Origin of the sequence: Chryseobacterium sp. T16E-39 (assembly GCF_002216065.1) — a bacterium.
GTDB lineage: Bacteria > Bacteroidota > Bacteroidia > Flavobacteriales > Weeksellaceae > Chryseobacterium.
Window position 1 is genome coordinate 3,214,392 of record NZ_CP022282.1, and the last position, 26,569, is coordinate 3,240,960.

22 protein-coding genes are annotated in these 26,569 nt (G+C 34.2%); 10 read left to right on the forward strand and 12 right to left on the reverse strand.

What is annotated here, in order from left to right:
- Window positions 1-231 precede the first annotated feature (231 nt).
- The gene (rpiB, locus tag CEY12_RS14505) at window positions 232-666 is read right to left on the reverse strand and encodes a ribose 5-phosphate isomerase B (RefSeq protein ID WP_089028361.1); all 435 of its coding nucleotides are present in this window, start codon (window positions 664-666) and stop codon (window positions 232-234) included.
- Window positions 667-1,217: 551 nt separating this feature from the next.
- On the opposite strand from rpiB, the gene CEY12_RS14510 reads away from it, so the two are divergent.
- Entirely contained in the window at window positions 1,218-2,408 is a 1,191-nt protein-coding gene (locus CEY12_RS14510; protein ID WP_089028362.1) for a phosphoglycerate kinase, read from the forward strand.
- Between the two features lie 67 nt (window positions 2,409-2,475).
- Here CEY12_RS14510 and CEY12_RS14515 read toward each other — a convergent pair whose 3' ends face one another.
- The 7 genes from CEY12_RS14515 to CEY12_RS14545 all read right to left on the reverse strand — a co-directional run bounded on the left by CEY12_RS14515 (window position 2,476) and on the right by CEY12_RS14545 (window position 12,921).
- Complete coding sequence (locus CEY12_RS14515; protein ID WP_089028363.1) at window positions 2,476-3,357, reverse strand: C1 family peptidase; 882 nt, start codon at window positions 3,355-3,357, stop codon at window positions 2,476-2,478.
- An 834-nt stretch (window positions 3,358-4,191) separates the two neighbouring features.
- Window positions 4,192-5,013: a class I SAM-dependent methyltransferase gene (locus CEY12_RS14520; RefSeq protein ID WP_089028364.1), complete on the reverse strand. Its 822-nt coding sequence runs from the start codon at window positions 5,011-5,013 to the stop codon at window positions 4,192-4,194.
- 112 nt (window positions 5,014-5,125) lie between these two features.
- Window positions 5,126-6,988 carry a tRNA uridine-5-carboxymethylaminomethyl(34) synthesis enzyme MnmG gene (gene mnmG, locus CEY12_RS14525; RefSeq protein ID WP_089028365.1) on the reverse strand — a complete coding sequence of 621 codons (1,863 nt, stop codon included), beginning with the start codon at window positions 6,986-6,988 and terminating at the stop codon, window positions 5,126-5,128.
- A gap of 179 nt (window positions 6,989-7,167) precedes the next feature.
- Entirely contained in the window at window positions 7,168-7,578 is a 411-nt protein-coding gene (ybeY, locus tag CEY12_RS14530; protein ID WP_089028366.1) for an rRNA maturation RNase YbeY, read from the reverse strand.
- A 4-nt stretch (window positions 7,579-7,582) separates the two neighbouring features.
- Window positions 7,583-9,739 (reverse strand): patatin-like phospholipase family protein, encoded by a 2,157-nt coding sequence (locus CEY12_RS14535; RefSeq protein ID WP_089028367.1) that lies wholly within the window; start codon window positions 9,737-9,739, stop codon window positions 7,583-7,585.
- Window positions 9,740-9,743: 4 nt separating this feature from the next.
- Window positions 9,744-12,191: a bifunctional UDP-N-acetylmuramoyl-tripeptide:D-alanyl-D-alanine ligase/alanine racemase gene (locus CEY12_RS14540; protein ID WP_089028368.1), complete on the reverse strand. Its 2,448-nt coding sequence runs from the start codon at window positions 12,189-12,191 to the stop codon at window positions 9,744-9,746.
- 139 nt (window positions 12,192-12,330) lie between these two features.
- Entirely contained in the window at window positions 12,331-12,921 is a 591-nt protein-coding gene (locus CEY12_RS14545; RefSeq protein ID WP_089028369.1) for a thymidine kinase, read from the reverse strand.
- 61 nt (window positions 12,922-12,982) lie between these two features.
- Between CEY12_RS14545 and CEY12_RS14550 the strand changes: the two genes are divergently transcribed.
- From CEY12_RS14550 to fabG, 4 genes are all read left to right on the forward strand, one after another.
- A complete protein-coding gene (locus tag CEY12_RS14550) occupies window positions 12,983-14,398 on the forward strand; it encodes a hypothetical protein (protein WP_089028370.1) in 1,416 nt (471 codons plus the stop codon).
- Window positions 14,399-14,406: 8 nt separating this feature from the next.
- Window positions 14,407-15,081, forward strand: a complete 675-nt coding sequence (gene rsmI / locus CEY12_RS14555) for a 16S rRNA (cytidine(1402)-2'-O)-methyltransferase (RefSeq protein WP_089028371.1) — start codon at window positions 14,407-14,409, stop codon at window positions 15,079-15,081.
- On the forward strand, window positions 15,082-16,560 hold the full coding sequence (locus CEY12_RS14560; protein ID WP_089028372.1) for a WG repeat-containing protein: 1,479 nt from the start codon (window positions 15,082-15,084) through the stop codon (window positions 16,558-16,560).
- Window positions 16,561-16,731: 171 nt separating this feature from the next.
- On the forward strand, window positions 16,732-17,475 hold the full coding sequence (fabG, locus tag CEY12_RS14565; protein WP_089028373.1) for a 3-oxoacyl-[acyl-carrier-protein] reductase: 744 nt from the start codon (window positions 16,732-16,734) through the stop codon (window positions 17,473-17,475).
- Between the two features lie 57 nt (window positions 17,476-17,532).
- On the opposite strand, the gene CEY12_RS14570 is transcribed toward fabG, so the two are convergent.
- Window positions 17,533-18,573 (reverse strand): GMP reductase, encoded by a 1,041-nt coding sequence (locus CEY12_RS14570; RefSeq protein ID WP_089028374.1) that lies wholly within the window; start codon window positions 18,571-18,573, stop codon window positions 17,533-17,535.
- Window positions 18,574-18,632: 59 nt separating this feature from the next.
- On the opposite strand from CEY12_RS14570, the gene CEY12_RS14575 reads away from it, so the two are divergent.
- From CEY12_RS14575 to CEY12_RS14585, 3 genes are read left to right on the forward strand one after another with little or no spacing between them, the layout of a single operon-like run.
- On the forward strand, window positions 18,633-19,379 hold the full coding sequence (locus tag CEY12_RS14575) for a prolipoprotein diacylglyceryl transferase (protein ID WP_089028375.1): 747 nt from the start codon (window positions 18,633-18,635) through the stop codon (window positions 19,377-19,379).
- A gap of 10 nt (window positions 19,380-19,389) precedes the next feature.
- Window positions 19,390-19,620, forward strand: a complete 231-nt coding sequence (locus CEY12_RS14580) for a hypothetical protein (RefSeq protein ID WP_089028376.1) — start codon at window positions 19,390-19,392, stop codon at window positions 19,618-19,620.
- Window positions 19,621-19,635: 15 nt separating this feature from the next.
- Window positions 19,636-21,039, forward strand: a complete 1,404-nt coding sequence (locus tag CEY12_RS14585) for a radical SAM protein (RefSeq protein WP_089028377.1) — start codon at window positions 19,636-19,638, stop codon at window positions 21,037-21,039.
- Between the two features lie 63 nt (window positions 21,040-21,102).
- Here CEY12_RS14585 and CEY12_RS14590 read toward each other — a convergent pair whose 3' ends face one another.
- Window positions 21,103-21,765: a GNAT family N-acetyltransferase gene (locus CEY12_RS14590; protein WP_089028378.1), complete on the reverse strand. Its 663-nt coding sequence runs from the start codon at window positions 21,763-21,765 to the stop codon at window positions 21,103-21,105.
- Window positions 21,765-22,535 carry a 5'/3'-nucleotidase SurE gene (gene surE / locus CEY12_RS14595; protein ID WP_089028379.1) on the reverse strand — a complete coding sequence of 257 codons (771 nt, stop codon included), beginning with the start codon at window positions 22,533-22,535 and terminating at the stop codon, window positions 21,765-21,767. The genes CEY12_RS14590 and surE overlap by 1 nt, the downstream gene beginning before the upstream one ends.
- Window positions 22,536-22,680: 145 nt before the next feature.
- Between surE and CEY12_RS14600 the strand changes: the two genes are divergently transcribed.
- Complete coding sequence (locus CEY12_RS14600; RefSeq protein ID WP_089028380.1) at window positions 22,681-24,810, forward strand: carboxy terminal-processing peptidase; 2,130 nt, start codon at window positions 22,681-22,683, stop codon at window positions 24,808-24,810.
- 148 nt (window positions 24,811-24,958) lie between these two features.
- Here the strand turns inward: CEY12_RS14600 and CEY12_RS14605 are convergent, their stop codons facing one another.
- Window positions 24,959-25,462, reverse strand: coding sequence for a superoxide dismutase family protein (locus CEY12_RS14605; protein WP_089028381.1), 504 nt, complete (start codon window positions 25,460-25,462; stop codon window positions 24,959-24,961).
- Between the two features lie 153 nt (window positions 25,463-25,615).
- Here CEY12_RS14605 and CEY12_RS14610 point away from each other — a divergent pair, with 153 nt between their 5' ends.
- A complete protein-coding gene (locus tag CEY12_RS14610) occupies window positions 25,616-26,518 on the forward strand; it encodes a GyrI-like domain-containing protein (protein WP_089028382.1) in 903 nt (300 codons plus the stop codon).
- Window positions 26,519-26,569 lie beyond the last annotated feature (51 nt).

The window sequence follows — 26,569 nt, forward strand, 5'->3', positions numbered from 1 at the left end:
CAATATCAACAGCATTATTTTCCTTCCATTCTTTTAATAACGGGAGTTTTAGTTCGTATAAATTTAATACAAAAAAGGAGAAGAGGGGGTGAAAAACCTATTATAAATAAATTTAATATTATCAATAGAGATTTTGAAGGAAATATAGAATGTGTTTCTATTTGTTGTTGCAAAGATAGGTAATTTAAAATAAATAAGGCTTGCAATTTGATTTACAAGCCTTTATATTTTTTAGCAAAATGCTATTTTGTCTACTCTCGTCTGATGTCTGCCACCTTCGAAATTGGTAGAGAGAAATTTCTCAACGATTTCTATAGCCAACTCCTTAGATATGAATCTTGCTGGCATTGAAATCATATTAGCATCATTATGCTGTCTCGCCAGCGAAGCAATTTCAGGCATCCAGCAAAGTGCGCAACGGATCTTCTGATGCTTGTTAGCAGTGATCTGCACTCCATTTCCACTTCCGCAAATAAGGATTCCTAATTCGTTTTCCCCATTTTCTACAGAAGTTGCTGCAGGATGCACAAAGTCAGGATAATCCACACTGTCTGTGGAAAACGTTCCAAAATCCTGAATATCAAATCGTTCTGAAAAATAGTTTTTAACAATCTCCTTATATTCAAAACCTGCATGATCGGCTGCAATCGCAATTTTTCTTTTCATAGTAGTTGTATTAGACTTTATATAGATTTATTTCCCTACAAATTTAAGTATTAAAAATCAATTGTTAGTTTATCACTAGTTAATTGTGAAAAGCAATGTGAATAACTGTGGAAAAGTTTTATAAACTAATTATTTTTCCAACGCTAAAATTAACTAATGAGAAAAATCCTCGGAAAGTCAACACAAAATTTTAAAAATCTTTTTTGGAGGAATTCGTTAACTTTTCCATAAACGAGTAATTAATAATCAAAATTGTTAACAACTAATCCATTTTTGTTAGTAACCCTCTGAATAATCAGATTTACAAGAAATTATATTGTGAATTAAATATGAATTATATAAAAATTTAGTGTTATCAACTTTTTGGCATAAAGTTATCCCCGAAACTCACAACACTCAACAACAATACTCATTCTTCTTTTCTTCAAAAAAAAAAAATATTGGTTAGTGAGTGTTGGGCTTGTGGGAAGTTTTTTGAAAACTTTTTTTGAATCAATCTTTTCCAAAAGTTTAAAATCTTACATTTGTGAAACGAAAATTCTAAGATATTTATGAAAACAGTCAATGATTTCAATTTTAAAGACAAGAAGGCTTTAGTGAGGGTGGATTTTAATGTTCCGCAAGATGATCAGCTTAAAGTTACAGATAATACAAGGATTGCGGCTGTAAAGCCAACTATTGATAAAATTCTTAATGATGGTGGATCGGTAATTTTAATGACTCACTTAGGAAGACCAAAAGGAGAGGCGAAAGACGAATTTTCTTTGAAGCATATTCTGGGAGAAGTTTCTAATGTCTTGGGAAAAGAAGTAAAATTTGTAGACGAGTCTATAGGAGCAAAAGCTGAGCAAGCTGCTTCTGAGCTTAATCCTGGAGAAATTTTGTTGTTGGAGAATTTACGATTTCATAATGAAGAGGAAAAAGGGGATAGAGGATTTGCTGAGCAGCTTTCTAAATTGGGAGATGCATATGTGAATGATGCTTTTGGGACTGCCCATAGAGCTCATGCTTCTACAGCAGTTATTGCTGAATTTTTTAATTCAACTAAATTTTTCGGTTTACTAATGGCTAATGAACTTAAAGCTATTGATAAAGTATTAAAGAGTGGTGAAAGGCCTGTTACAGCGATACTTGGTGGATCAAAGGTTTCAACTAAAATTACCATTATAGAAAATATTCTTCCGGCAATCGATAATTTGATTATTGGTGGCGGGATGGCATTTACATTTATTAAAGCACTTGGTGGTAAGATTGGAAACTCACTGGTTGAAGAAGATAAATTACCATTGGCTTTGGAAATTTTAGGTAAAGCAAAAGAGCATAGTGTAAAAGTTTATCTTCCTTCTGATACGATCATAGCGGAAAGTTTTAGTAATGATGCGGATAGGAAAGAAGTGGATATTTATGCAATTCCTGAAGGTTGGATGGGATTGGATGCAGGTTCAAAATCAAGAGATCAGTTCAATGATGTTCTTCTTAATTCCAGAACAATTTTATGGAATGGTCCGATAGGAGTTTTTGAAATGTCTAATTTTGCTGGTGGAACTGTTGCACTCGGTGACAGTATAGCTGAGGCTACGAAACTGGGAGCTTTTTCTTTAGTAGGAGGTGGAGATAGTGTTGCTTTCGTTAAGCAATTCGGATATGGAGATAAAGTAAGTTATGTATCTACCGGAGGGGGTGCAATGCTTGAAAGTTTGGAAGGCCTGGAACTTCCTGGTATTGCAGCTATTAATAAGTAAAAACTGTTATTATATAAATAAAGTAACCTTCCCATAACAGGAAGGTTACTTTTTATTTTATATTAACTTATTGAACATAAGCTACATAACATTCATTGATAGCACCATTATTTGTTTTAGCAAAGAATGAATAATCTATCCAAAAATACCCGTTATTTCCCCAGCTGGTTCCCCATTGGTTTTGTACTTTGAATGCTTGTTTATTGTCATCATATCCAATCACAGCAATTGCGTGTCCTCCACGTGAATTTCCCGAGTGTGAGCTCCATATCCATCCATTTGAGGAACTTAAATGATCAAAACTGTAATCTACTGTAACTGCGATAATTATAGGTAGATTCATACTTAAAAGCGTTTTTACATTGCTTAGGTTTGTTTTGTCCACAGTTGCCCATGTAGTAAATTTGTGTGTACTGGCTGCATTTTTCTGAGAAGTGTTTGGCTGAGTAGAACATCCGGTATCGTTGTAAGGCATCTCAGCCCAACTACAAACCCCTTGATTTTTGATGAGATTTAACCCATCACTTACATAAGCACCTGCATCACATGATCCCAGCTTGATCTGGTTGTACACGTATTCAGGACTTCTTTTTGCGGTCACCCCTTTAAAGTTGGATTCCAGTGAACTGGCTGTTGTGTAGGCTGTTGCCCATGCAACGCAAGATCCTTCGGCGCCTTGATCACCAATGGCGGGTAAGCCAGGAATAAAATAGCTTGATGCTAAAGCATTTTTAGCAGCTGATTCAGTCTTTCCTTTTAATTTCAAGGTAAGTTCATTGATGTTTACTTTTGCGAAATTGTCATAAGTTGTCTGATCTATCAGCTTTGCTCCTAAAGAATGATTTTTTTGTGCTTCATTAGAAGTAGTGTTGAGATCTTCGTCTCTTTTTTCGCATGATGTAACGGATAGCATTCCTATTGCTATCATTACGATTTTGAAATTTTTCATTGAATAATATTTTAAATGGTTCTGTGAATGTATATATTATTTTCACATATAGATGATTTATTTTTATGTAAACATATTATTTATTAAACAAAATGCAATAATTAATATTTTTTACTGATATATTTTTATTTTGGTTTATTTTGTTATTATTAATTTTAATTTTTTTAAATATTTTTAATATTTGATGCATTTTTATTAATTTTTAATATATTTTATTAAAATTTTTTTTGAATTTATATATATTATTAAATTATTTATTTTATTTCGTTCAATTATTGTAATTTTTTTTTGATCTTTTTAGTGAAAAATTGAATTTTGTTAATTATTTTTCAATATAAAAGTGAAAAAAATGACCTTTAAGTATTGTTTTTTGTAATATTTTAAATATCTCTAGTAAATTAGTGGTGTATTTCTTATCTGTTATAATCTGTTCTAAAAGCGTATATTTTATTACAACGGATTACATCTCTGATTTAAAAATGGTGTTTTATATGGTTAATCTAATTGGAGGTAATCCTGGGAAGTGGAAATAGGGTAGAAGTGTAGGATTGCAAACTTTAGTGAAGCATGTTATGATTTTATTGAAAGATCTAAATGAATTATCCTTGAAATATATGTGATCATAAAAAATCTTAACATATAAACTGGAACATAAAATTTAAGAATTGAAAATAAGTATGAAAAAAAATAGTTCGACATTTGTCGAACTATTTTCATTTATGATGATTCTAATTTGTTAAGATTTTTATTGAATCCCATTTATGTCTGGTTTTTTAGATTTTAGTATAAAAACGGTGAAAATTGACCTTCACAAATGGGTTAAAAATCGACTTTCTATCTTTTTTCGATAATGTATATCAAACTTGAAAATTCGTTCGAAAAAAGTGCTTTTATGTTAGAAATCGTTCCATGGATTACTGCTTTTAGCCAAAAAAGCGGTGATTTTTTATATTTTTCGCTTAACATTGAGATGTAATACGAATCGAGAACAAGGGGTTTAATCTTTCTCAATTTCCAGTCTGGGTTTTTTGAAATTAGATTTTCCATGCCCTTTTTAGAAAAATGAAAGATATGTCTGGGAACATCATAAGCTGCCCAGTATTCTTTATAATGTTTTGCATCATAAGATGTAGGGTTGGGTACTGCTATAATCAGTAGACCTTTTTCCTTTAATTTGTTATGAAATATTTCCAGCATTTCTGACTGATTTTCGATATGTTCAAATACATGCCATAAAGTGATGGCATCTAAACTTTTATTTTCAATTACACTGATATGATCTAAAATCGTAGCAGAGGTTACTTTATTTTCTGCAGCCTTCCTGGCATCCGGATCCGGTTCGAATCCAAATGTTTGAAAATCTTTTTCTATAAATTTTACAAACTCTCCTGCACCACATCCGTAATCAAGAACTTTTGAGTTCTTTTGTAATCTGTCGATCAGAATTGTTTTTTTATACTGAAGATTGAACGATTGAAGAAATTTATACAATTTTTCTTTTAAACTTCCTGAATCCTGATGATGGGAGATATACTCTTCGCTTTCATAATATCTTGAAATGTTAGATGGAATAGGGGAGGTTTTAAATACTCCTTTCGTTTCTGTTTCTTCAATTTCAAATATTTCCTGAGTCAGAAAGTGATCTTTAATTTTCATTAAAATATTCTTTTATATTAAAAATTAAGATATTCAGAGTTGGCAAAGAAGCTCATAAATACCTTAATTTTTGTTTTTTCATAAAATATGTTTCACGTGAAACATAATGCAATTATCGTCCTAAATACACCAGTAAAACATTAATATCAGCAGGGGAAACACCACTGATTCTTCCAGCCTGAGCAATTGTTTTTGGTCGTACATTATTCATTTTTTGCTTAGCTTCAGAAGATAGGCTGGCTAATTTTAAATAATCGAAATCTTCTGGGATTTTAATATTTTCTAGGCGATTAAGTTTAGAGACATTTTCTTTCTCTTTTTCGATATAGCCTCTGTATTTAATATTTACTTCTGCCTGTTCTCTTACTTCATCTGAAAAAGTTGATGATACTTCCTTGATTGCTTCAATACCTTCCAGTTTTTCTAAAGTAATATTAGGTCTGGTAAGGAATTGAGCGGCTCTGTAGGCTTGATCTACCGGATTACTATCCATACTTTCTAAAATAGGATTAATGATTCCTGGTTTTAAAGAAGTTTCTCGTAAAAAGGTTTCAAGTTCCTCACTTTTAGCTATTTTATCTTGAACTCTAATTAATCTGTCCTCTTTAGCTAAACCAAGCTCATATGCTTTTTCAGTTAATCTGATATCTGCATTGTCTTGTCTTAATAGTAGTCTGTATTCTGCTCTCGAAGTAAACATTCTGTAAGGTTCTTCCGTTCCTTTTGTAATGAGATCGTCTATTAGTACACCAATATAAGCTTCATCTCTATTTAAAATAAATTCATCCTTATCATGTACTTTATTGTGGGCATTAATTCCTGCCATCAGGCCTTGGCCTGCGGCTTCTTCATATCCTGTTGTCCCATTAATTTGTCCTGCAAAATATAGATTGTCGATCAGTTTTGTTTCTAAAGTATGCTTTAATTGGGTAGGAGGGAAGTAGTCATATTCAATAGCATAGCCCGGGCGGAATACTTTTACGTTCTCGAATCCTGGAATATGCTTCATTGCTTTGATCTGTACGTCTTCCGGTAATGAAGAACTGAAACCATTTACATAAATTTCAACTGTTCTCCAGCCTTCCGGCTCCACGAATAACTGATGTCTTGTTCTTTCTGCGAAACGATTGATCTTATCTTCAATACTAGGGCAGTATCTTGGACCTAGACTTTGAATGGTGCCATTGAACATTGGGCTTCTGTCAAAACCTTCCCTTAATATATCGTGTACAGTTTCGTTTGTATAAACGATGTGGCAGCTTAATTGTTTGGTTAACCTTGGAGTGTCTAAATAGCTGAATTTTTGTGGTTTTTCATCTCCTTTTTGTTCTTCCATTTTAGAATAATCAAGGCTTCTTCCATCTACTCTTGGTGGAGTACCTGTTTTCATTCTTCCTGCTTCAAAACCTAAAGAAACCAATTGTTCTGTAATACCAAATGCTCTTGGTTCTCCCATTCTTCCACCTCCTAATTGTTTATCTCCAACGTGGATCAAACCATTCAGGAAAGTACCGTTTGTAAGGACAACAGATTTGGCTTTAATGGAAATTCCCAGGGAAGTTACAACTCCGGTTACTTTATTGTTTTCGACAATAAGTTGTTTTACCATATCCTGAAAGAAATCAAGATTAGGAGTATTTTCTAATGCTAATCGCCATTCCTCAGCAAACAGCATTCTATCATTTTGTGTTCTTGGAGACCACATTGCAGGACCTTTTGATAGGTTAAGCATTTTAAATTGGATGGCAGATTTATCGGCTATAATACCTGAATAGCCTCCCATTGCATCTATCTCGCGAACAATTTGTCCTTTTGCGATACCACCCATCGCGGGGTTGCAACTCATTTGACCAATAGTCTGCATGTTCATAGTGACAAGCAATGTTTTTGATCCTAAATTAGCAGCAGCAGCAGCAGCTTCACAGCCAGCATGGCCAGCACCTACTACTATTACATCATATATTTCTGAAATCATTTTATTACCTATTTTAAGGCTTAAATTTTAATCTTTTTACTAAATGTTTCACGTGAAACATTGTTTTAAAACAAGGCTTAAATGAGCCTCTATTGGGTGTTATTTGCCTTATTGATATTTCATTTTATCCTAAAAATGAATTAAAATAAAGGCAATGCTATTATAAATGCTAAAAAATATCAATCAATATATTTAGCTAAATATAAATCTTCTTTACTGCGCATTTCTTTTTCTTCGTCCTCTGTTTTATCCTTATATCCGCAAAGATGAAGGATGCCGTGTCCTAAAACTCTTCTTAGCTCTTCTTCATAATTTTTGGATAGGGTAGAAGCGTTATCTGAAATGCGCTGCAAAGATACGAAAATCTCAGCGCTTATTGTTTTGCCTTTAACATAATCGAATGTGATGATATCAGTATAGTAATCATGCTGCAAATAATCCTGATTGATCTTGAGTAAATACTCATCATCGCAAAAGATATAGTTGATTTCACCCATTTTTTTTCCTTCCGAAAGAATAATTTCTTCCAGCCATTTGGTATAGTCTGTATTGACAGATTCCGGTAAATTTTCGTAAAAGAATTGTATCATTGTTTTAAAACCAGTGTCCTAATATAACACTGAATATGCCTTTTTGATTGTTTTTTAAAGAGTGACTGAAATTAACTTTAATCTGTCCGAAAGGAGATTTATAGCCTGCCGTTATTCCCAGAGAACTATAATTAAGTTTTGCTGCATTTTCAAAGGTAATATCATTCGAGAGATTAGCAAAAGAGAAGTTACCACTTATAAAGTAATTCTTGTTGAATTTAAACTGGAGATCATTTGAAATCAAGACCACATTATTAGTACCTAATTGCGCAAAATAAAATCCGCCAAAGCTTTTAAAGTTAATTACATTCTGCTCAAAAATTCCTCCTAATCTATATTTATAGAATTCCGGAAGATGTTCCCCTAGTGTTATTCCTCCATACAAGTTCAGTCTGTAGGTAAAATGTTTTGCCAAAGGAATGTTCACTCTTATATCTGCTTTAATCTGAACCACTCTTTTCTCCAGCTCAGATTTCATAAGATCGATTACCTTTCCTTCAGCTGATATATATATTCCTTTCGTAGGAAAGTCCTTGTCATTTTGAGTGTCACTTTTAATAAAGACATAAGGATTTAAAAATCTACTTATTCTCTCGTTGGTGCCGTTGGTGTCAGCACTAAAATAATCATGACTTATACCGCCTCCTATTGCAAACTTATCTTTCCATACAGATTGGATAAAAGCCTCATTTCTGAGCCATTTCCAGGTATCGGAATCATAATTGTTCACGTCTTTTAGTTCGACAGTCATTCCGGAGGAATAGAGTCCAAATCCTGGTATGTAGCCGTTATCAATAAAATAGTTCAGATAATACCGCGGTTGATCTCCCACAATAACATCTAACGACAGGTTTGAGTTTTTAAATAAAAGGCGCTTTGCAGAATAGTTAAGAAGCAATCCGGTTTTAAAGACATTATCATAATGGAGTCCAAATTTGAAAAAATGTCTTGCGTCATCCTCCGTTACATATAGTTTTAAATAATTGGCATTGTTTTCTGATACGATATCATAATTGATAAACTTATAATTATTGGTAGCGACTAACCTGTCAATTTTCTTATTTATACTTCCATATGTTTCCATGGAGGGGAGATGTAATCCCATTTTCCCCAGAGTGTAGTTTTTACCATAAATTTTACTTCCAATCAGAGAGATGCTATCGATCTTATAGACATTAGAATATATTGGATTTACACGCTGTCTGAGGCGGTCAAAAGATCGCTTTGGTAATTGATCTAAAATGTTGACATATTTCATCCCTTCTACATAACCACTATCCAGAATTTTTTTCTTTTCATCATAGCTGGTGGCAGACATCCCTTTAAGATTTGGTTTGATATTGATGTCTGTATATTTATACTGCCGTCTGGTATCTTTATGGATATTCATATCGATAACCTGGTTTAGAATGGCAATGATATTGTTTAAATCCTCTCTTTTCGATAAGTCCTGGTTAAGGTCCACACCGATTACGATATCAATTCCTTTGTCCTTTAATGGCTTTGAGGGATAATTTACCGTCATAGCCCCATCGATATAAATACTGTCACCGACTTTTACAGGATCCATTAAAGAGGGAAATGCCGAGCTTGCCATAATTGATTCTACAAGATCTCCTTTTTCAAAGACCTGCATATTTCCACTTTCCAGATTCGTTGCTACACACATAAAGGGAATAGGCAACTTTGAAAAGTCATCAATATTGGAAACGTTTTTAAATAATTCCTTTAGTAAATAAACATTCTTTTGTCCTGTACTTATAGAAGAGGGTAGATTTATTTTCCCGTTTTTTATGGGAATGGATAAAAGATATTTGTCTACAGATTTATTGAAGAATGTACTTTCTTTCCTGGATTTCGGATCCATGATCAAAGAATAGAAATCAGTATCCATTACAATTTTTTCAATCTCTTTTCCTGAATATCCTGAAGCATACAAGCCTCCTACAATGGCACCCATACTTGTTCCGGCAATGTAATCTACTTTTACACCTAAGGAATCTAATACTTTCAAAACTCCAACATGAGAAAAACCTTTAGCTCCTCCTCCTGCAAGAGAAAGTCCTATTCTGGGATTTTTTGGAATTACCAGGCCCTTTTTTACTTGCGAATGCATGAAAAGTAGCTGGAATAAGAGTATAAGAATGAGGGATTTTCTCATAGGATTAGTCTTTTATATAAATCCGTTTCACCCGGGGTGAGATGGAAGTTAATACTTCATAGGTTATCGTTTTGCAGTACTCTGCGAATTCTTTTAAACTTGGCTTTGAATTAAATACGGTCACCATATCACCCTCTTTTACATTAGGAATATGATCCACATTGATCATCATCATATCCATACAGATGTTTCCTACAATGGGAGCTAATGTTTTATGTATTCCTACACTCCCGATTTGATTTCCTATCAATCTTGGGATACCATCGGCATAACCCACAGGAATAGTAGCTATTCTTGTTAGATGATCAGTCTTATATCGTCTGCTGTAGCCAATAGATTCTCCATTTTCTACCGATGAAATCTGAGAGATTACTGTCTTAAAACTGACTGTAGACTGAAGCTGTTTTTGTATTTCACTATTTGGTGATTCACCTAACATTCCTATTCCGATCCTTACCATATCATATTGATGATCAGTATAGTTTGTTATACCAGATGAGTTTAAGATGTGTCTGATGGGTTGATATCCAAGCTTTCCAATCAGGTAATTTGAATTTTTCTCAAAAGTATCAAATTGATTAAAAGTAAATTCTCTTTCTTCCGGCATATCCGAAGATGAAAGGTGTGTTAAAATACTTTGAACCTTCAGATTTTTGTTCTTTAATATTTCACTTAAATGATCCAGTTCAAATTCTTTAAAACCAAGACGATGCATTCCTGTTTCCAGTTTGATATGGATTGGGAATTTCTGATCATATCCTGATTTTTGAACAGCATCATTAAATAATTCCAATACCCTGAAACTATATATTTCAGGTTCAAGATTATACTGTATAATGGCATCATAGCTGTGCTGTGCAGCATTCATGACCACAATAGGAGTTGTGATCCCTTTTTTCCGCAGCTCTACACCTTCATCTGTATAGGCAACACCAAGGTAATCAATATGGTGGTGCTGTAAAAATTCTGAAATTTCATAACTACCAAGTCCATAAGCATTTGCTTTTACCATAGCCATGACTTTGGTTTCCGGTTTTAGCAGGGATTTATGATAGTTGATGTTATGGAGGATTGCATTCAGATTGATCTCTAAAACAGTATCATGTTTTCTAAGTTCAAGAATATCCTTTAATCTTTCAATCTCAAATTTCCTTGCCCCTTTTAAAAGAATGATCTGGTTTTCGATATCGGTAAGATGTTTACTTTCAATTAATTCCTGAGTGTCAATAAAAGTGTAGGTTGTAGATCTAAAAAGATCGCTAAATGCAGTTATCTCACTTCCAACGAGGAATAGGGAATCAAATTTCTGTTCATTAACAAGTTCAGAAACTTCTTCATACAATTCCTTAGAATTTGAATTGACTCCAACAATGTCTGTTAGAACAAGTGATTTTTTGGGTTTATTGTATTCATTCAGAAATTGTAGCGCCGTTTTTAAAGAATCCAGATCAAGGTTAAAAGAATCATTAACAATAATATTATTCTTATTTCCCTCGATAGCCTCCAGTCGCATTTCAACGGTCTTTAAAGCGTTGATTTTTTCGATGATCTTTTGATTATCGATATTCAACTCCTTTAGTACAGTAATAAGGGCCAGAGCATTAGTTAGCGTAGCTTCATCTCTTTGATGAACCGGGAAACTTATTTCCTCATCAATATATTGGACAATAATATTTTCATCCCGGGAAATATTACTTTTGATAAAGACCTGGTTTTCATTTTTAAAACCGTAGGATATCAATTTTTTGTCAGCGTATAATTCTTTTATTTTTTGTTCAACAAGGGAATTGTCGCCATTATAAATAATGACCTGTGAATCTTTGAACAATTTGATTTTTTCATTAATCAGCATTTCTTCAGACTCAAAATTTGCAGCATGTGCTGTCCCGATATGCGTAAGAAGACCAATCTGAGGGCTGAAAATATTTTCAAGCTTATCCATTTCATTGGGCTTGGAAATTCCAACTTCAAAAATTCCAAGTTCATAAGAATCATTAATTTGCAGAAGAGAAAGGGGGAGCCCGATTTGTGAATTAAAACTTTTTGGGCTTTTTACCGTTGAAAACTCGTTCCATAGGCATTGATATAACCATTCCTTTAAAATGGTTTTCCCATTACTTCCAGTAATTCCAATTGATTTTAAATGGGAATGTTCGAAATGGTACTTAGCGAGTTTTTGGAGAAATTCCACAGAATTATCTACTATGATCCAGGTTATGTCTTCAAACTGAGGAAAAGCATGTTCTGAAATAATAATTTTTATACCTCTGCTTATGGCAGATTCAATAAATTTTTCCCCTGAATTTTTTTTAGTATTAATTGCGATAAAAGCAGTATTCTTGATCGAATATATAATTCTGCTGTCGAAAGCAATATTTTTAATGATAGCCTGAGTATCTCCAATAACTTCTGCATTGGTGATATCTGCAATTTCCTGTATCGTGTAGTTCATTGGTGCCTTTCTACTATGTTTTTTTGGGGCGAAATTGTCGAATTGCGAAACAACAAAAAACTGTATAATTATGTAACAATTTTACAGTTAAACAATTCGGCAATTTTACAATTCGGCGATTTCGCCTTTATAAATTTAATTATTTCTTCTTTTTTAAAAGGACTTCATCAATGAAGACCCTACGGCTTACTGCCTCATAACTTTCGGTTTCTCCTAATTCAACCAAACTGTCTCCCTCGGAAGTTCTCATGGAATAATTAGCAAGATTCCCTGTTCTCTTACAGATAGCATGTACTTTGGTTACGTATTCAGCAGTCGCCATAAGATTGGGCATTGGCCCAAAAGGACGTCCTAAAAAATCCATATCCAAACCTGCAATAACAACTCTTATACCACTATTTGCCAATTGATTGGCAATTTCAACAATGCTTTCGTCAAAGAACTGGGCTTCATCAATTCCTACCACATCACAATTAGAACCCAATAAGAGAATTTCATTTGGGTTTTCTACTGCTGTACTTCGGATTTTATTCTGATTATGTGAAACCACATCCTCATCAGAATACCTTGTATCAGTTTTTGGTTTAAAAATTTCCACATTTTGCCCTGCCATTTCTGCTCTTCTAAGCCTTCTGATCAACTCTTCAGTTTTTCCGGAAAACATTGAGCCACAAATAACTTCCATCCAACCGCTTTGTTTGGAGTGATTAATTGTATTTTCTAAAAACATTTGTTAAATTAGCCGTAATATTTTAAGATCAAAAGTAAGCAATTTTTAACAAGAATCTTATATGCAGAATATCCAAGATTTAAAGGAAAAAATTTTTTTCGAGTCCAAGAACATTATTGATATCCTCGAAAAAATAAACAATGTGGATGAATTACTTTCCAAGCAAGATCTTGTGGATGAACTTGCCAATAGGATTTCTTTTTTAAGAATGCTGGAAAAGAATATTGAATACTTTATACCCGCTTCTTTACCACAAAATTCGGAAAATCAAATCAATACAGCTTCTGTAAATGATGATTTTGAACCTCAGGATTCAGCTCATGAAGTAACAGAAGAAGAAGCCATCTTCAATAATGAATTGAATGAAATCGGCGAGGATGAGGATCCCGGATATCAGGAAGAGATTGAACAGGGACCAGAAACGGAAGAAGAAGAGGAAGAGATTTTCAATAATCAACTTGAAGAGATTGTTGAAAATGAATACCATGAGAATAGAGTAAGTTTTGCTGAAGAAGGTTTCAATGATCAAAATCCGGAAGGTAAATTGGATGATGATCAGATGGAAGAAGAAGTCATTTTTACAAATCAATTGAATGAGATCAATGAATTTGAAAATGAACCTTCAGATTATCAGGAATCCAGCTTAAATTCTTTTGACGAAGAAGAAAACATTCAGAATAATCTGGAAGAAGATGCAAAGTCTGATCAAGCAAAAGCCTTTGCCAATAAGGGCGATGAATTTTCTGAAGTTAATGAGAAAATGCCAAGTATTTTTGATACTGAAGTCTTGGAAGATGACGAAATGCTGATCGAAGAAAATGAATCCCAGTTTATATCTTCCAATGTAGCTATTGAGCAGGGTGAAATGGTAATGGAAACTTCTAATGTAGAAAATATTCTGAACGAAATAAAAAATGATGCTCAGGTTGAAGAAAGACGTGAGGAACAGGCTATTTCAGAAGAAAATAATAAGAGAAAAATCGTTGAGATCGATAATGGTCATCAGGAACATATCCAGGAGAAATACCCTTCAGATGAAAGTTTTGAAAATCTTGATGAGTATAATCAGGAGAAGAAAATTAAGCTGGCCAATATTAAAGGATTAAAATCCATACAGTCATTATTTGATGATGATCCTTTAGACCGTGAAATTCCTCAGGAAAGAGGGAAAGGGGAATCGATCGTAAAAGAAGATAATGGAAGCTTACTAAAAAATAATATTCCTACTCATTTTATGGAGGCTGAAAAGTCTAAACCTGTGTTTAAATTGGATCTGAATGACAGGATTGCATTTTCAAAAATGCTGTTTGAAGGAAGTCAGTCTGAGCTGAATGAAGTGATTTCAGAACTGAACAGCTTTAGAACGCTTGAAGAAGCAAAGGAATATCTAAGTGATCTGTATTACTCCAGAAACTGGAGAAAAGTAGATGAATATGCCCAAAGATTATGGGTATTGGTGGAAAATAAATTTTTATAATTTTAATTTTGAGTGGAATCCTATATTTTGTTCCTACCCCTGTTGGGAACTTAGAAGATATGACTTTCAGAGCAGTGAACGTCCTGAAAGAAGTCGATTATATTTTATGTGAAGATACAAGAACCTCTGGAGTTCTTTTAAAACATTTTGAGATTTCTAAACCATTGAAATCTTATCATTTACATAATGAACATCAGGCTACGGAAAAAGTAATTTCTGACCTGGAAAGCGGCCAGAATATTGCGATTATTACTGACGCGGGAACACCTGGAATTTCGGATCCTGGATATTTACTGGCAAAAGCAGGATCTGATCATCATATTGAAATGATCTGCCTGCCTGGGGCAACTGCCTTTGTTCCTGCCCTGGTAGTATCTGGTCTTCCGAATAATGAGTTTTTATTTGCTGGTTTTCTTCCTCAAAAGAAGGGAAGGCAAACAAAGCTTAAACAGCTTGCTGAAGAGAAGAAAACAATCGTTTTATATGAGAGTCCTCATAAAATAAATACAACACTGGAACAGATTAAGGAGTTTTTCGGAGAACATACGAAAGTAAGTTTGAGCCGTGAGATTTCTAAAAAATTTGAAGAAACTAAAAGAGGAACAATCAACGAACTAATCGAATTTTCCAAAAGTAAAACTTTAAAGGGAGAAATTGTTCTTATCGTGAATAATTCTATTTAATTGAAAAAGCTATTTTTTATACTGCTATCATCAGTTTGTATTGCACAACAGACTGATCAATACAAACAGATCTTATTATCAAAACAATTAGGGAAAGAAGTACGCTTTTATGCTAATGGATATGGAATAATTTCAGATACAGGAAAATCAAGTATCGTAGATTCTTTAGGAGTCGTTACTGCTGCTTTTCCCTACAAAAATGAGATACTAAGACTTACTAAAGACCGGTTTATATTAAAGGTTAAAGAAGGGACTTTTAATGGAAAAACAGCGTTAATAGATGCCAAAGGAAATCAATTGATCCCCCTCGATAACTTTAAGTTCAGGACCTGGGAGAATAAGGAAAGACTTATTTACTCTAAAGGAGGGAAGGATTGTGTGTATGATTATAATGGAAAGCAGATAACCCCATTCTTTGATAAAATTGAATTCGCTAATGAAAGCAGGCTTTTTATTAAAACAGGAAAGGTCTGGAAAATCTATGATTTTAATGGTCAACAGATCTCTGATAGAGAATTTGATGATCATCTACATTTCTATAAAGGAAGGGTATATATTATTACAGGGTTTAGAAAAGGAGAAGTGATAGATTATAATGGAAAAACGATAAGTTCCATCTCCAACCATTATGTCGATGGGATTGTTTCTTACCCTTTTCTGGTAACTAAAAATATATCCAAAGATAAGTATGGGATCATAGATGCTGATGAAAACGTTCTGGCAGAAGAAATTTATGATCAGGCATTTGTGGGGACCGAATATATTTATCTTATAAAAGACGATAAAGTAAGTATTTTTTCTAAAAAAGAGAAAAAAGTATATCCTACAGAATTTGCCTATGTAAATCATTTATTTGATGGCTTATTTAAAACAGTTCCGGAAAGTAGAAATCAAAAAATAAAAATTGCGATAATCAGAACGAATGGTGATATTGTCCTGCCTCAGGAATACGATGAAGCAGATGATCTTACAATTTCTGGTGAAAATTTTATTTACCTGAAAAAAGATAATATAGAAACACTACTGGATAAAAATTTAAAAAATGTTTTAGACGAAGGGTACGATATTGAGAAAATATTTTCTAATTATCTGATTGTTAAAAAGGAAAATACTTTTTATAGATTCTCACCAAAGGACAAAGAATATAAAGAATTACCGGATATTGTTTCGATAAAACCTTTTGGTGTATTACCAGGGATAATTTATAAAAACAAAGAGAATAAGTACGGGATGATCAATGAAAAAGGGGAAGAAGTTATTCCATCTGTTTATGATGACATCACGCCGTTTCTTTTAGCGAATGAGTTGATTATAAAGAAAGGCAATAAATTCGGGGTTACAAATCAGAGAAATGAACCGCTCAAAGAGGTGATATATGATAGCTATTCTTCTGACAGAAAAGGGCTGAAACTCACAAAAGGGAAGAATTCTGAATATTTATATTTTACTCATTCAGAGGATAAAATACTTTGGGAATAAAAGCATTTAAATCAAAAAGGAAGGAAATATCGAAGTAATTTGTGATTAATAATGCATTGAATAACAAATTATAATATCTTTGCGGCTGTTTATTTTACCAAAAATAAATATCTTAAATTAGCCGTCAATCAATAGGTTAGTAAAATAGAAAAGAAAATAATTGTCATAGATATGAAACTATTAGAAGGAAAAGTAGCATTAATTACGGGAGCTACAAGAGGAATTGGGAAAGGGATTGCTGAAGTTTTTGCTCAACAGGGAGCAAAAGTAGCATTTACTTATGCCGGTTCTGTAGACAAAGCAAAAGAATTAGAAGCAACTTTGAGTTCTGTAACTCAAATAAAAGGATACCAATCTGATGCATCGGATTATGATGCAGCTCAAAAATTAGTGGATGATGTAATGGCCGATTTCGGTAATATTGATATATTGATCAATAATGCTGGAATTACCAGAGATAACTTATTGTTGAGAATGTCTAAAGATGATTGGGATACCATTATTAAAGTAAATCTGGATTCTGTATTTAATCTTACAAAGGCGGTTATCAAACCGATGATGAAGGCAAAAGCAGGTTCTATTATCAATATGACATCAGTAGTTGGTGTAAAAGGAAACGGAGGACAATCCAATTATGCAGCTTCTAAAGCTGGAGTTATTGGTTTTACTAAGTCTATTGCTTTGGAGCTGGGATCAAGAAATATCCGTTGTAATGCGATTGCACCAGGATTTATTGAAACTGAAATGACTGCTTCTTTAGATGAGAAAACCCTTAAAACATGGACAGATGGAATTCCAATGAAGAGAGGAGGACAGCCACAAGATGTTGCTAATGCATGTGTATTTTTAGGAAGTGAAATGTCAACTTATATTACAGGACAAACGTTACACGTAGACGGTGGAATGTTAACATAAAAAATAGCTTTTAGAAGTTATAAAGAAGCCAGATCATTTGATCTGGCTTTTTGGTTTTTAATCTTTAAAAATTTGATTTTCCTGTTCCTGAACTCTTATAAAAGTTGTTCTTTTGGACAATTCCTTTAATTTGGAAGCTCCTACATAAGTACATGTAGATCTTACACCCCCTAAAATGTCTTTTACCGTTTCAGAAACCGGACCTTTATAGGCTGCTTTTACCGTTTTACCTTCGGATGCTCTGTATTCTGCAACACCTCCGGAATGCTTATCCATTGCTGTTTTAGAGCTCATCCCATAAAAAAGACGGTATTTCTTTCCGTTTTCTTCGATCATCTCGCCACCACTTTCATCATGTCCGGCAAACATTCCACCCAACATAACAAAGTCTGCACCACCTCCAAAAGCTTTGGCAACATCTCCGGGAACTTTACAACCGCCATCCGCAATAATATGGCCTCCAAGTCCATGAGCGGCATCGGAACATTCGATAATAGCTGAAAGTTGTGGATATCCAACCCCTGTCTTTACACGGGTAGTACATACTGAACCAGGGCCGATACCGACTTTAATGATATCTGCTCCTACTAAAAGAAGCTCTTCAACCATTTCTCCGGTAACCACATTCCCTGCCATGATGATTTTATCAGGAAAATTAGCTCTTGCCTGCTTTACAAATCCAACAAAATGCTCAGAATAACCATTGGCTACATCGATACAGAGAAACTCGATTTTTGGGTGTCTTTCAAGGATTTGCTTAAGCTTTTCCTCATCTGCCTTTCCAGTACCGGTACTTAGGGCTATATATTGATGAATACTTTCCGGCTGGCTTTGTAAGAACTGATCCCATTCCTCCACAGAATAGTGCTTATGAATGGCAGTGATAATTTTGTCTTTAGCCAATTCTACAGCCATTTCAAAAGTACCTACTGTATCCATATTGGCTGCAATAATAGGAGTTCCTTTCCATTTCTTCTTTGTATGTCGGAAAGTAAATTCTCTTTCTAAATCTACTTCAGACCGTGATTTTAAAGTAGATCTTTTAGGGCGGAACATGACGTCCTTAAACCCTAGTTTTATCTCATATTCTATACGCATTGTAATTATTTAGGATATTAAAATTAGCAAATAATATTAAATATAGTATTTTTGAAAGGATGGATTTTCCGGTTACTTTTCAAATATTTGGTAAAACAATGTTAGCGCATCCTATTTTTGAAGCGCTAGGAATGTTTATGGGAATGCGTTATTATTTTTATTTAAAAAGAAAATCTTCCGAAAAACTTTCTTTCAATACGTCCGCTGCGGTACTTATTGGGGCTACAGCCGGGGCATTAATTGGATCAAAACTAATTGGAAACCTTGAGAACCCTTATAAGCTTTTTGAACATTTTAACTTTAAGAGTATCTGGTCCAATAATACCATCGTTGGGGGACTTGCTTTCGGATTAATAGGGGTAGAATTGGCAAAAAAAATTGTCGGACATAAGGAAAGTACAGGAGACCTGATCGTGTATCCTTTACTTCTGGCTATAATTATTGGAAGAGTAGGTTGTTTTCTTACAGGAGTTGATGAGGAAACTTACGGGGTACCCACCCAATCTATCTTCGGAATGCATCTCGGAGATCAATATCTCAGACATCCGGTAGCTCTTTATGAAATCGTATTTTTACTGGGTCTTTGGGTTGTTTTAAAAATCAAACAGAGTACAGCAGATTATCCGTCTGGTTATATCTTTCAGATTTTTATGGTAAGCTACTTTATATTCAGGTTCTTTCTGGATTTTATAAAGCCAAGAGTTGAACTTATTGGAAATTTTGGGACAATACAGCTCGTTTGTCTAAGCGTAATTATTTATTACATTTTTAAAATCAAAGAAACAAAAACCGTAAATTCACATTAAAATATTTAAAATGAAACTGTTAAGTCTTTTAGAGGTAGGAAACCTGGGTGGGTTAGTTGCTATGATTATTCTCATAATGGTATTGGGGGGGCTTTTTATATCTTTTATCATTACAATGATTGTAAAGATCTCTTACGAATGGAAAGGGGATAAAAAGTTTACTAAAAAGCAGTTTATTCAAAGCATGCTCATTTGCCTTTTAATCTGCGGTTTAATTAGTGGATACATTTGTGGAGCTTAAATTTAAAATACTATTATGCCAGTAAGAAACTATACCTATTACGATTATACGATCAGTCTTTGCCCGGAATGTCTGAAAAGGGTAGGAGCAAAGATAATCATAGAGGATGAAGCTGTTTTCATGACAAAAAGATGTCCCGAGCACGGTTTTTTCAAAACAAAAATAGCCTCTGACGTCCACTATTATAAAAATATCAGAAACTACAACAAGGCCTCTGAAATGCCTTTACATTTCGGAACTGATGTAGAATATGGATGCCCTTATGATTGCGGGCTCTGTGTAGATCATGAGCAACATAGTTGTTTATCTATTGTAGAGGTTACAGATCGTTGTAATCTGACATGTCCGACCTGCTATGCGATGTCGTCTCCACATTATGGAAGTCACAGAAGTTTAGAAGAAATAGAGGCAATGTTTGATGTCATTGTTAAAAATGAAGGACAGCCGGACGTTGTTCAGATCAGTGGAGGAGAACCGACAATCCATCCAGAGTTTTTTAAGATCATGGATATTGCCAAATCTAAACCCATCAAACATCTGATGCTGAACACCAACGGGGTAAGAATAGCCAATGATCCCGGATTTGCAGAAAAACTGGCTACATATGCTTCCGAGTTTGAAGTCTATCTTCAGTTTGATTCTTTTAAGCCTGAGGTTTTAATGGACTTCAGAGGAAAAGATCTTACAGATGTGCGAATGAAAGCTCTGGAAAAACTCAATGAGCTGAATCTTTCAACGACCTTGGTTATTGTTCTTCAACAGGGAAAGAATATTGATGAGATCGGGAAAATTATTGAATTTGCATTGAAACAAAAATGTGTGCGGGGAATTACCTTTCAGCCTGTAGAAATTGCCGGAAGAAACAGGGAGGATTCGGCGCATGAGAAAATTACGTTAACAGAAGTAAGGCAGGAAATTTTGAATCAATTTCCTTTACTGAATTCAGATGATATCATTCCGGTCCCTTGTAATCCGGATGCTTTGGCAATGGGTTATATTTTAAAGTTAGAAGGTGAAATAATTCCTTTAACAAGATATATCAATCCTGCTGATCTGCTGAATAATGAATCACGGAATACAATTGTATACGAACAGGATGCAGGACTTCAAATGCAGCTGCTGGATATTTTCAGTACAGGAATTTCAGTAGATAAAGTAAAGCCTAAGGTGAACCAGTTACTCTGTTGTCTTCCTGAAGTTTCCGCACCTGATTTGGATTATGACAATCTGTTTAGGATTATCATCATGAACTTCATGGATGCTCATGATTTTGATGTTCGGGCAGTAAAAAAATCTTGCGTTCACATCGTGAATAAAGATTTGAAGTTAATCCCTTTTGAAACCATGAATCTTTTCTATCGCGATGGGAAAAAAGAATATCTTGAAGAATTAAGAAAGGAAGATAAAGTCCTGTTTTAGTATAGTCCAGAACTACCTTTCTGAATTAAAGTATAATGGTCAACAGAAAAAAGGGGTGAAAAACTATCGTTTAACACCCCATAAATTTATGGTTCCTCTGTGATCGAAACCGAGTTTCTCATAAAGTTTTTTAGCTCCTGTATTTGTTTCAGCAACATGTAGAAAAGGGGTTTTGTTATCTTCAAATATCTTTGAGGAAACAAATGCAACCAGTTGTTTCGCATAGCCTTTTCCCAGATAATCAGAATCTGTAATCACAGCACTTACTTCAGTCATATCGTTCATCTGCATTCTCTCACCCGTTACCGCAACCAGTTTATTATCCTTAAAGATTCCAAAATAACGACCTAGTTCGGGAGTTCTGTTTTTGAAGTAATGAGGATAGAATTTTTTGACAAATAAAAGAAGCTCAGTCTGATTTTCTTCTGTTAGAAGAAGGATGTCTTCTGTAAGCTCCAGATTGATTTTCTTTTCTAAAACGTACTGATCACAGACAAGCTGAGATAATTCTGTTTTAAAATTGCCAATAGGTTTAGCACCAAACATTAGAAAATCATCACAGATTTTTGAGTATTCTGCGATGTCATTTTCTTTTCCAGCTTCTAATGCTCCTCCAAAGGCAGCTACTTCCGGATTATAAAACTTAGAATCACCAAAGTTTAAGCAAAACTTCTCATGATGCTCATTAAGTGAATGATAAACAGGGTTATCGAGCTTACTATACATTAGTCAAAATTCATAACCTCTTCCAGGGTCTTCATATATTCGTAGGCTGTTAAATCAAATTTTACAGGAACGATAGAGATATATCCGTTGGCCAAAGCTGTTTCATCAGCATCTTCAGATTCATCCATATTGTTGAAATATCCTGTCAGCCAATAGTATTTTTTTCCATGTGGATTTACCCTTTCATCAAAGCTTTCTTCCCATTTTGCATTAGCCTGTTTGCAGACTTTAATTCCTTTTATTTCTCCGGCAGGAAGTTTTGGAATATTTACGTTAAGAACGATTCCTTTGGGCATTGGGTTTTCCAGGGTTCTTTTTACAATATTTTGGATAAATTCTTTTGCCTGTGTAAAATCTGCTTCCCAGCTAAAATCAAGCAGCGAGAATCCAATAGCGGGAATCCCTTCTACGCCGGCTTCTACAGCAGCAGACATCGTCCCGGAATAAATAACATTAATCGATGAGTTCGCTCCGTGATTGATTCCTGAAACAACAATATCCGGTCTTCTTGTCAAAATTTTGTCAAGAGCCATTTTTACACAATCAACAGGAGTTCCGCTACAAGAATAATCAGTTTGTGGACCATCAAGTTTTACTTCTTCATAACTTAAAGTAGAATTGATAGTAATAGCATGTCCTTTTCCACTTTGCGGAGAGTTGGGTGCTACCACAATCACTTCTCCGATTTCATTCATAAAATTAATAAGATTTCTGATACCAGGTGCTGTAATTCCATCATCATTAGTTACCAGAATAAGTGGTCTTTCCATAAAATATTTTTATTTTAACAAAAATACTCAAAACTATCCGATATTTGTAAATAAGGTATTAAATTTGATAGTTTGTAACAGTAATTTAAATGTTACTACTAATTCATATAATTTAGAAAAAATTAATAAAATACATTACAGATTTATGTGGAAAAATTTTAAACTCAATAAATTTTTACTCCTAATTCCATTGACAAGTCTAATGTTTTGTTTCAACTCGCCTAAGAATGACGATGAAAAGATGCAGACGATAATGGTAAGCGTGAAGAATACACTTTCTTATTTACATTACAGCCCAAAACCTATCAATGATGCCTATTCAAAAGATGTTTATAAACATTATTTTGAAATGGTAGATTCCGGGAAAAGATATTTCCTTCAGTCAGACATGGATGAATTCAGCAAGCATGAAACAAAACTGGATGACTATCTGAACCTTGGAGACTTAACCTTCTATAAACTTACCATTGACAGATTGTATCAAAGAGTAGATGAAATTGATCAGATTACTCAGGATATTTTCAGTAAACCAATCAATTTAGAGGAAGATGAAACACTTACTTTAGAGCCTAAATTGAAAAAGGTTCCAGCTAACAAGCAAGAACAGTATAACGAATGGAGAAAGTTTATTAAATATAATATCCTTCAGGAAATTGAGTCGATGAACAGTAAAGAACAGGCTCAAAAAGAGAAGAAAGATTCTGTTCAAAAGTACAATCTTAAAGATACCATTAAGCTGAAGATTCTTAGTCCAGACGAGAAAAGACTAAAAGCAACAGATGAAGTTAAAGATCTTGTGAAGGAAACTTTTACAAGATTTAAAAAGAGAAAAAAAATGGATTGGTTCACAGTATATATGAATGCATATACTGAGGTTTTCGATCCTCACACAAATTATTATTCTCCAAAAGATAAAGAAGACTTTGATACTCAATTTGCAGGAAAGGTAATTGGTATTGGAGCGATTATCCAGGAGAAAAAAGGATATCTCTACTTAGGGGCTCTAACGATTGGTGCTCCGGCCTGGAAATCAAAACAATTGTCCGAAGGGGATAAGATTTTGAAAGTGAAGTCTAAACCGAAAGAAGATGCTGTAAATGTTGTAGGGATGCTTTCAGATGAAGCGGTAAGATTAATCAGAGGTGAAAAAGGAACTCCTGTGACGCTGACCGTTCAGAAAAAAGATGGAACCATAAAAGAAGTTACCATGCTTCGTGAAGAGGTAGCTATTGAAGATACATTTGCAAAAAGTATTGTTGTGAATTCTCCGAATGGAAAGAAATATGGGTTCATTAATTTACCTAGTTTTAACGCTGATTTTGAAGATTCTAAAGGTAGAAATGCCTCAGACGATATTAAGAATGAGATCATTAAATTGAAAGCTCAGAATATCGAAGGGATTATTTTAGATTTAAGAAATAATGGCGGAGGATCATTAACTGAGGTTGGTGATATTATGGGATTATTCATGAATGCAGGTCCTTATGTTCAGGTAAAAGATGGAAATGGAAAAATCCAGACCCTAAAAAATAAAAATGAAACTCCGATCTGGACGGGACCATTGGTAATCATGCAAAATGAACTTTCAGCATCAGCTTCCGAAATTTTAGCGGGAGTAATGCAGGATTATGGAAGAGCTGTTATTATTGGTTCTCCTCAATCTTTTGGAAAAGGAACAGTACAGACTTTTGTTGATCTGAACAGGTTCTTGAATACAGAAGATGATTTCGGATCTTTAAAACTAACAATTCAAAAGTTCTATAGAATTACAGGAGAATCAAATCAAAGAAAAGGAATTGTTTCTGATATTCAAATGAAGGACTTTTTCACCTATGCTGAGATCGGAGAACGTTATGATGATTTTGCATTAGCTTGGGATAAAATTCCAGGAACACAGTTCCAGAAATTAAATTATTTCAATATTCAGGCACTGGAAAAGGCAAGCGCTGAAAGGATGGCTAAAAATGCAAATTATCAGCTCTTATTGGAATCTGCGCAATGGAGAGAGAAATTGGATAAAGAAGAGACCATTACGCTGAACATTAATAAATTCAATGAGGTCATGAAGCAAAGAAAAGCTCAGATTGAAAAATTCAAGGCGTTGACTAAATTTGTGAATGGACTTCAGTTTACAATGTTTCCAAGTGAGATTGAAAGGGAGAAAAAGGATGAAGCATTCAAGAAGAAGTCTGAAATGTGGATCAAGAACCTTAAGAAAGATACTTATCTTCAGGAAGCAATGAATATTGTTGCCGATATGAATGTAAAATCATAAATCATAAATAACCCGGTATAAGAAATACCGGGTTATTTATTGATCGAAAACAATAAAAATAAAATCGGAACCCAGAAGGGTTCCGATTTTATTTTCAATAATTAGGCTATTGGGAGCCTATTCCATTTACTTTTCGGGCTTTGAAATGTTATTTGATCTCTACACATCCTACACGGCCTCCGGCATTTCCTGTTGGCTGTGTGTGAAAGTCATCTGCTGCTGCATGTACAATAAGACCTTTTCCAATAATATTCTTAGACTCATCGGCACATCCTACACACCATTTATTGGTTTTGAATGTTAAAGTTGCTGTTCCACTCTGATCAGCGACAAGGTTACCGATGTCTCCCATATGGAAATGTTCCGCTCCCCATTTTCCGTGATCATCTTTTGCAGGATTCCAGTGTCCTCCTGTAGAAGTTCCATCAGCAGCCGAGCAATCTCCTTTTTCGTGAATGTGTACGGCATGGATTCCCGGAGTTAAATTAGTTACATCAAGCTTCATGATAACTTCATCTCCTTTCTGGGTGAACTTAGCAGTTCCACCAGTATTCGTTCCGCTTTTAGCATTGACCATGTATGTGTTTGTTGTTCCACAAGAAACAGCAAATAAGGCCAATCCCGTTAATAATGCAAATTTTTGTACTTTCATTTTAAAATGATTTTAAGTAATTTTTATAATAACCTAAAATTAGACATAATTTTTGAAACCACTTTATGATTCCCGTCTGTTTTAAAAACATTCCGCAATAAAAGACAAATTCACTCTGTTTAATCTTGTTATTTTTGTGAGTAAAAACAATAATTGGAAGCGTACAAAAAAAGAATTGTAAAAATTATTCAGTATATAGAGGATCACCTTGATACGGAGCTCAGCCTTGAAAAAGTTGCAGAGATCGGGGCTTATTCACCGTTCCATTTTCACAGGGTTTTTAAACTTATTACGGGAGAGACACTCCAAAACTATGTGACCAGAAAAAAAATAGAAAAAAGCGCTTTATATCTTTCTTTACGAAAGGGAATACACATAAAAGAGATCTATTTGGAGCTTGGATTTGCCAACCATTCGGTTTTTAATAAAACATTTAAAAAATATTACGGAAAGTCTCCTTCAGAATTTCGAAGATCTGCACCGGATAGTTTTCACAAGATTTTACAAATCGAAAGCAAGAACGGACAAGTTGATACGGTTTTTCACCAATACCTTTGCAAGGTAGAAAACCTATTAAAATGGCGAACCATGAATTTAAAAATTGAAGTAAAGCAACTTGAAGAAATGCATCTTGCATCCGTAATGAGCCTGGGCCTTAAAAACGTAGAGCCTTCTTACGGTAAACTAATTAGCTGGGCCACAGAAAAGCGTCCTTTTCCCGCGGATCACGTAAAAATGATCTCTGTATATCATGATAGTTTTAAAATAACGCCGCCGGATAAAGTAAGAATCCATGCCAGCATGCTTCTGGAGACTCAACTGAAAGGGCAGGAAGGTGAAATTTTTCCCGAAACTATTGAGGCGGGGAAATTCATCGTAGGAAGTGGAGAAGTAACCTTAAATGACTTTGAACAATGCTGGGCATCCTTATTCCTGTGGATGAATGAAAATCATTATACTATTAGAAAGGCTTTTCCTTTTGAAATCTATCATTCTAACTTTAAAGAACATCCCGAGGGGAAAATGATCGTCGATTTTTGTATCCCGATACATTAATTTCCGACTCAGGACGCAAACTTTACCTTTCAGTAATATTTTTTTTACTGA

Bases quoted from the DNA above. Each gene is read 5' to 3' on its own strand.
- CEY12_RS14540 (WP_089028368.1), bottom strand. From the start codon at position 12,191: ATGAACTACACGATACAGGAAATTGCAGATATCACCAATGCAGAAGTT.
- CEY12_RS14550 (WP_089028370.1), top strand. From the start codon at position 12,983: ATGCAGAATATCCAAGATTTAAAGGAAAAAATTTTTTTCGAGTCCAAG.
- ybeY (WP_089028366.1), bottom strand. From the start codon at position 7,578: ATGATACAATTCTTTTACGAAAATTTACCGGAATCTGTCAATACAGAC.
- fabG (WP_089028373.1), top strand. From the start codon at position 16,732: ATGAAACTATTAGAAGGAAAAGTAGCATTAATTACGGGAGCTACAAGA.
- CEY12_RS14570 (WP_089028374.1), bottom strand. From the start codon at position 18,573: ATGCGTATAGAATATGAGATAAAACTAGGGTTTAAGGACGTCATGTTC.
- CEY12_RS14520 (WP_089028364.1), bottom strand. From the start codon at position 5,013: ATGAAAATTAAAGATCACTTTCTGACTCAGGAAATATTTGAAATTGAA.
- CEY12_RS14585 (WP_089028377.1), top strand. From the start codon at position 19,636: ATGCCAGTAAGAAACTATACCTATTACGATTATACGATCAGTCTTTGC.
- CEY12_RS14605 (WP_089028381.1), bottom strand. From the start codon at position 25,462: ATGAAAGTACAAAAATTTGCATTATTAACGGGATTGGCCTTATTTGCT.
- CEY12_RS14590 (WP_089028378.1), bottom strand. From the start codon at position 21,765: ATGTATAGTAAGCTCGATAACCCTGTTTATCATTCACTTAATGAGCAT.
- mnmG (WP_089028365.1), bottom strand. From the start codon at position 6,988: ATGATTTCAGAAATATATGATGTAATAGTAGTAGGTGCTGGCCATGCT.
- CEY12_RS14575 (WP_089028375.1), top strand. From the start codon at position 18,633: ATGGATTTTCCGGTTACTTTTCAAATATTTGGTAAAACAATGTTAGCG.
- CEY12_RS14600 (WP_089028380.1), top strand. From the start codon at position 22,681: ATGTGGAAAAATTTTAAACTCAATAAATTTTTACTCCTAATTCCATTG.
- CEY12_RS14535 (WP_089028367.1), bottom strand. From the start codon at position 9,739: ATGAGAAAATCCCTCATTCTTATACTCTTATTCCAGCTACTTTTCATG.
- rpiB (WP_089028361.1), bottom strand. From the start codon at position 666: ATGAAAAGAAAAATTGCGATTGCAGCCGATCATGCAGGTTTTGAATAT.
- surE (WP_089028379.1), bottom strand. From the start codon at position 22,535: ATGGAAAGACCACTTATTCTGGTAACTAATGATGATGGAATTACAGCA.
- CEY12_RS14545 (WP_089028369.1), bottom strand. From the start codon at position 12,921: ATGTTTTTAGAAAATACAATTAATCACTCCAAACAAAGCGGTTGGATG.
- CEY12_RS14580 (WP_089028376.1), top strand. From the start codon at position 19,390: ATGAAACTGTTAAGTCTTTTAGAGGTAGGAAACCTGGGTGGGTTAGTT.
- CEY12_RS14515 (WP_089028363.1), bottom strand. From the start codon at position 3,357: ATGAAAAATTTCAAAATCGTAATGATAGCAATAGGAATGCTATCCGTT.
- CEY12_RS14510 (WP_089028362.1), top strand. From the start codon at position 1,218: ATGAAAACAGTCAATGATTTCAATTTTAAAGACAAGAAGGCTTTAGTG.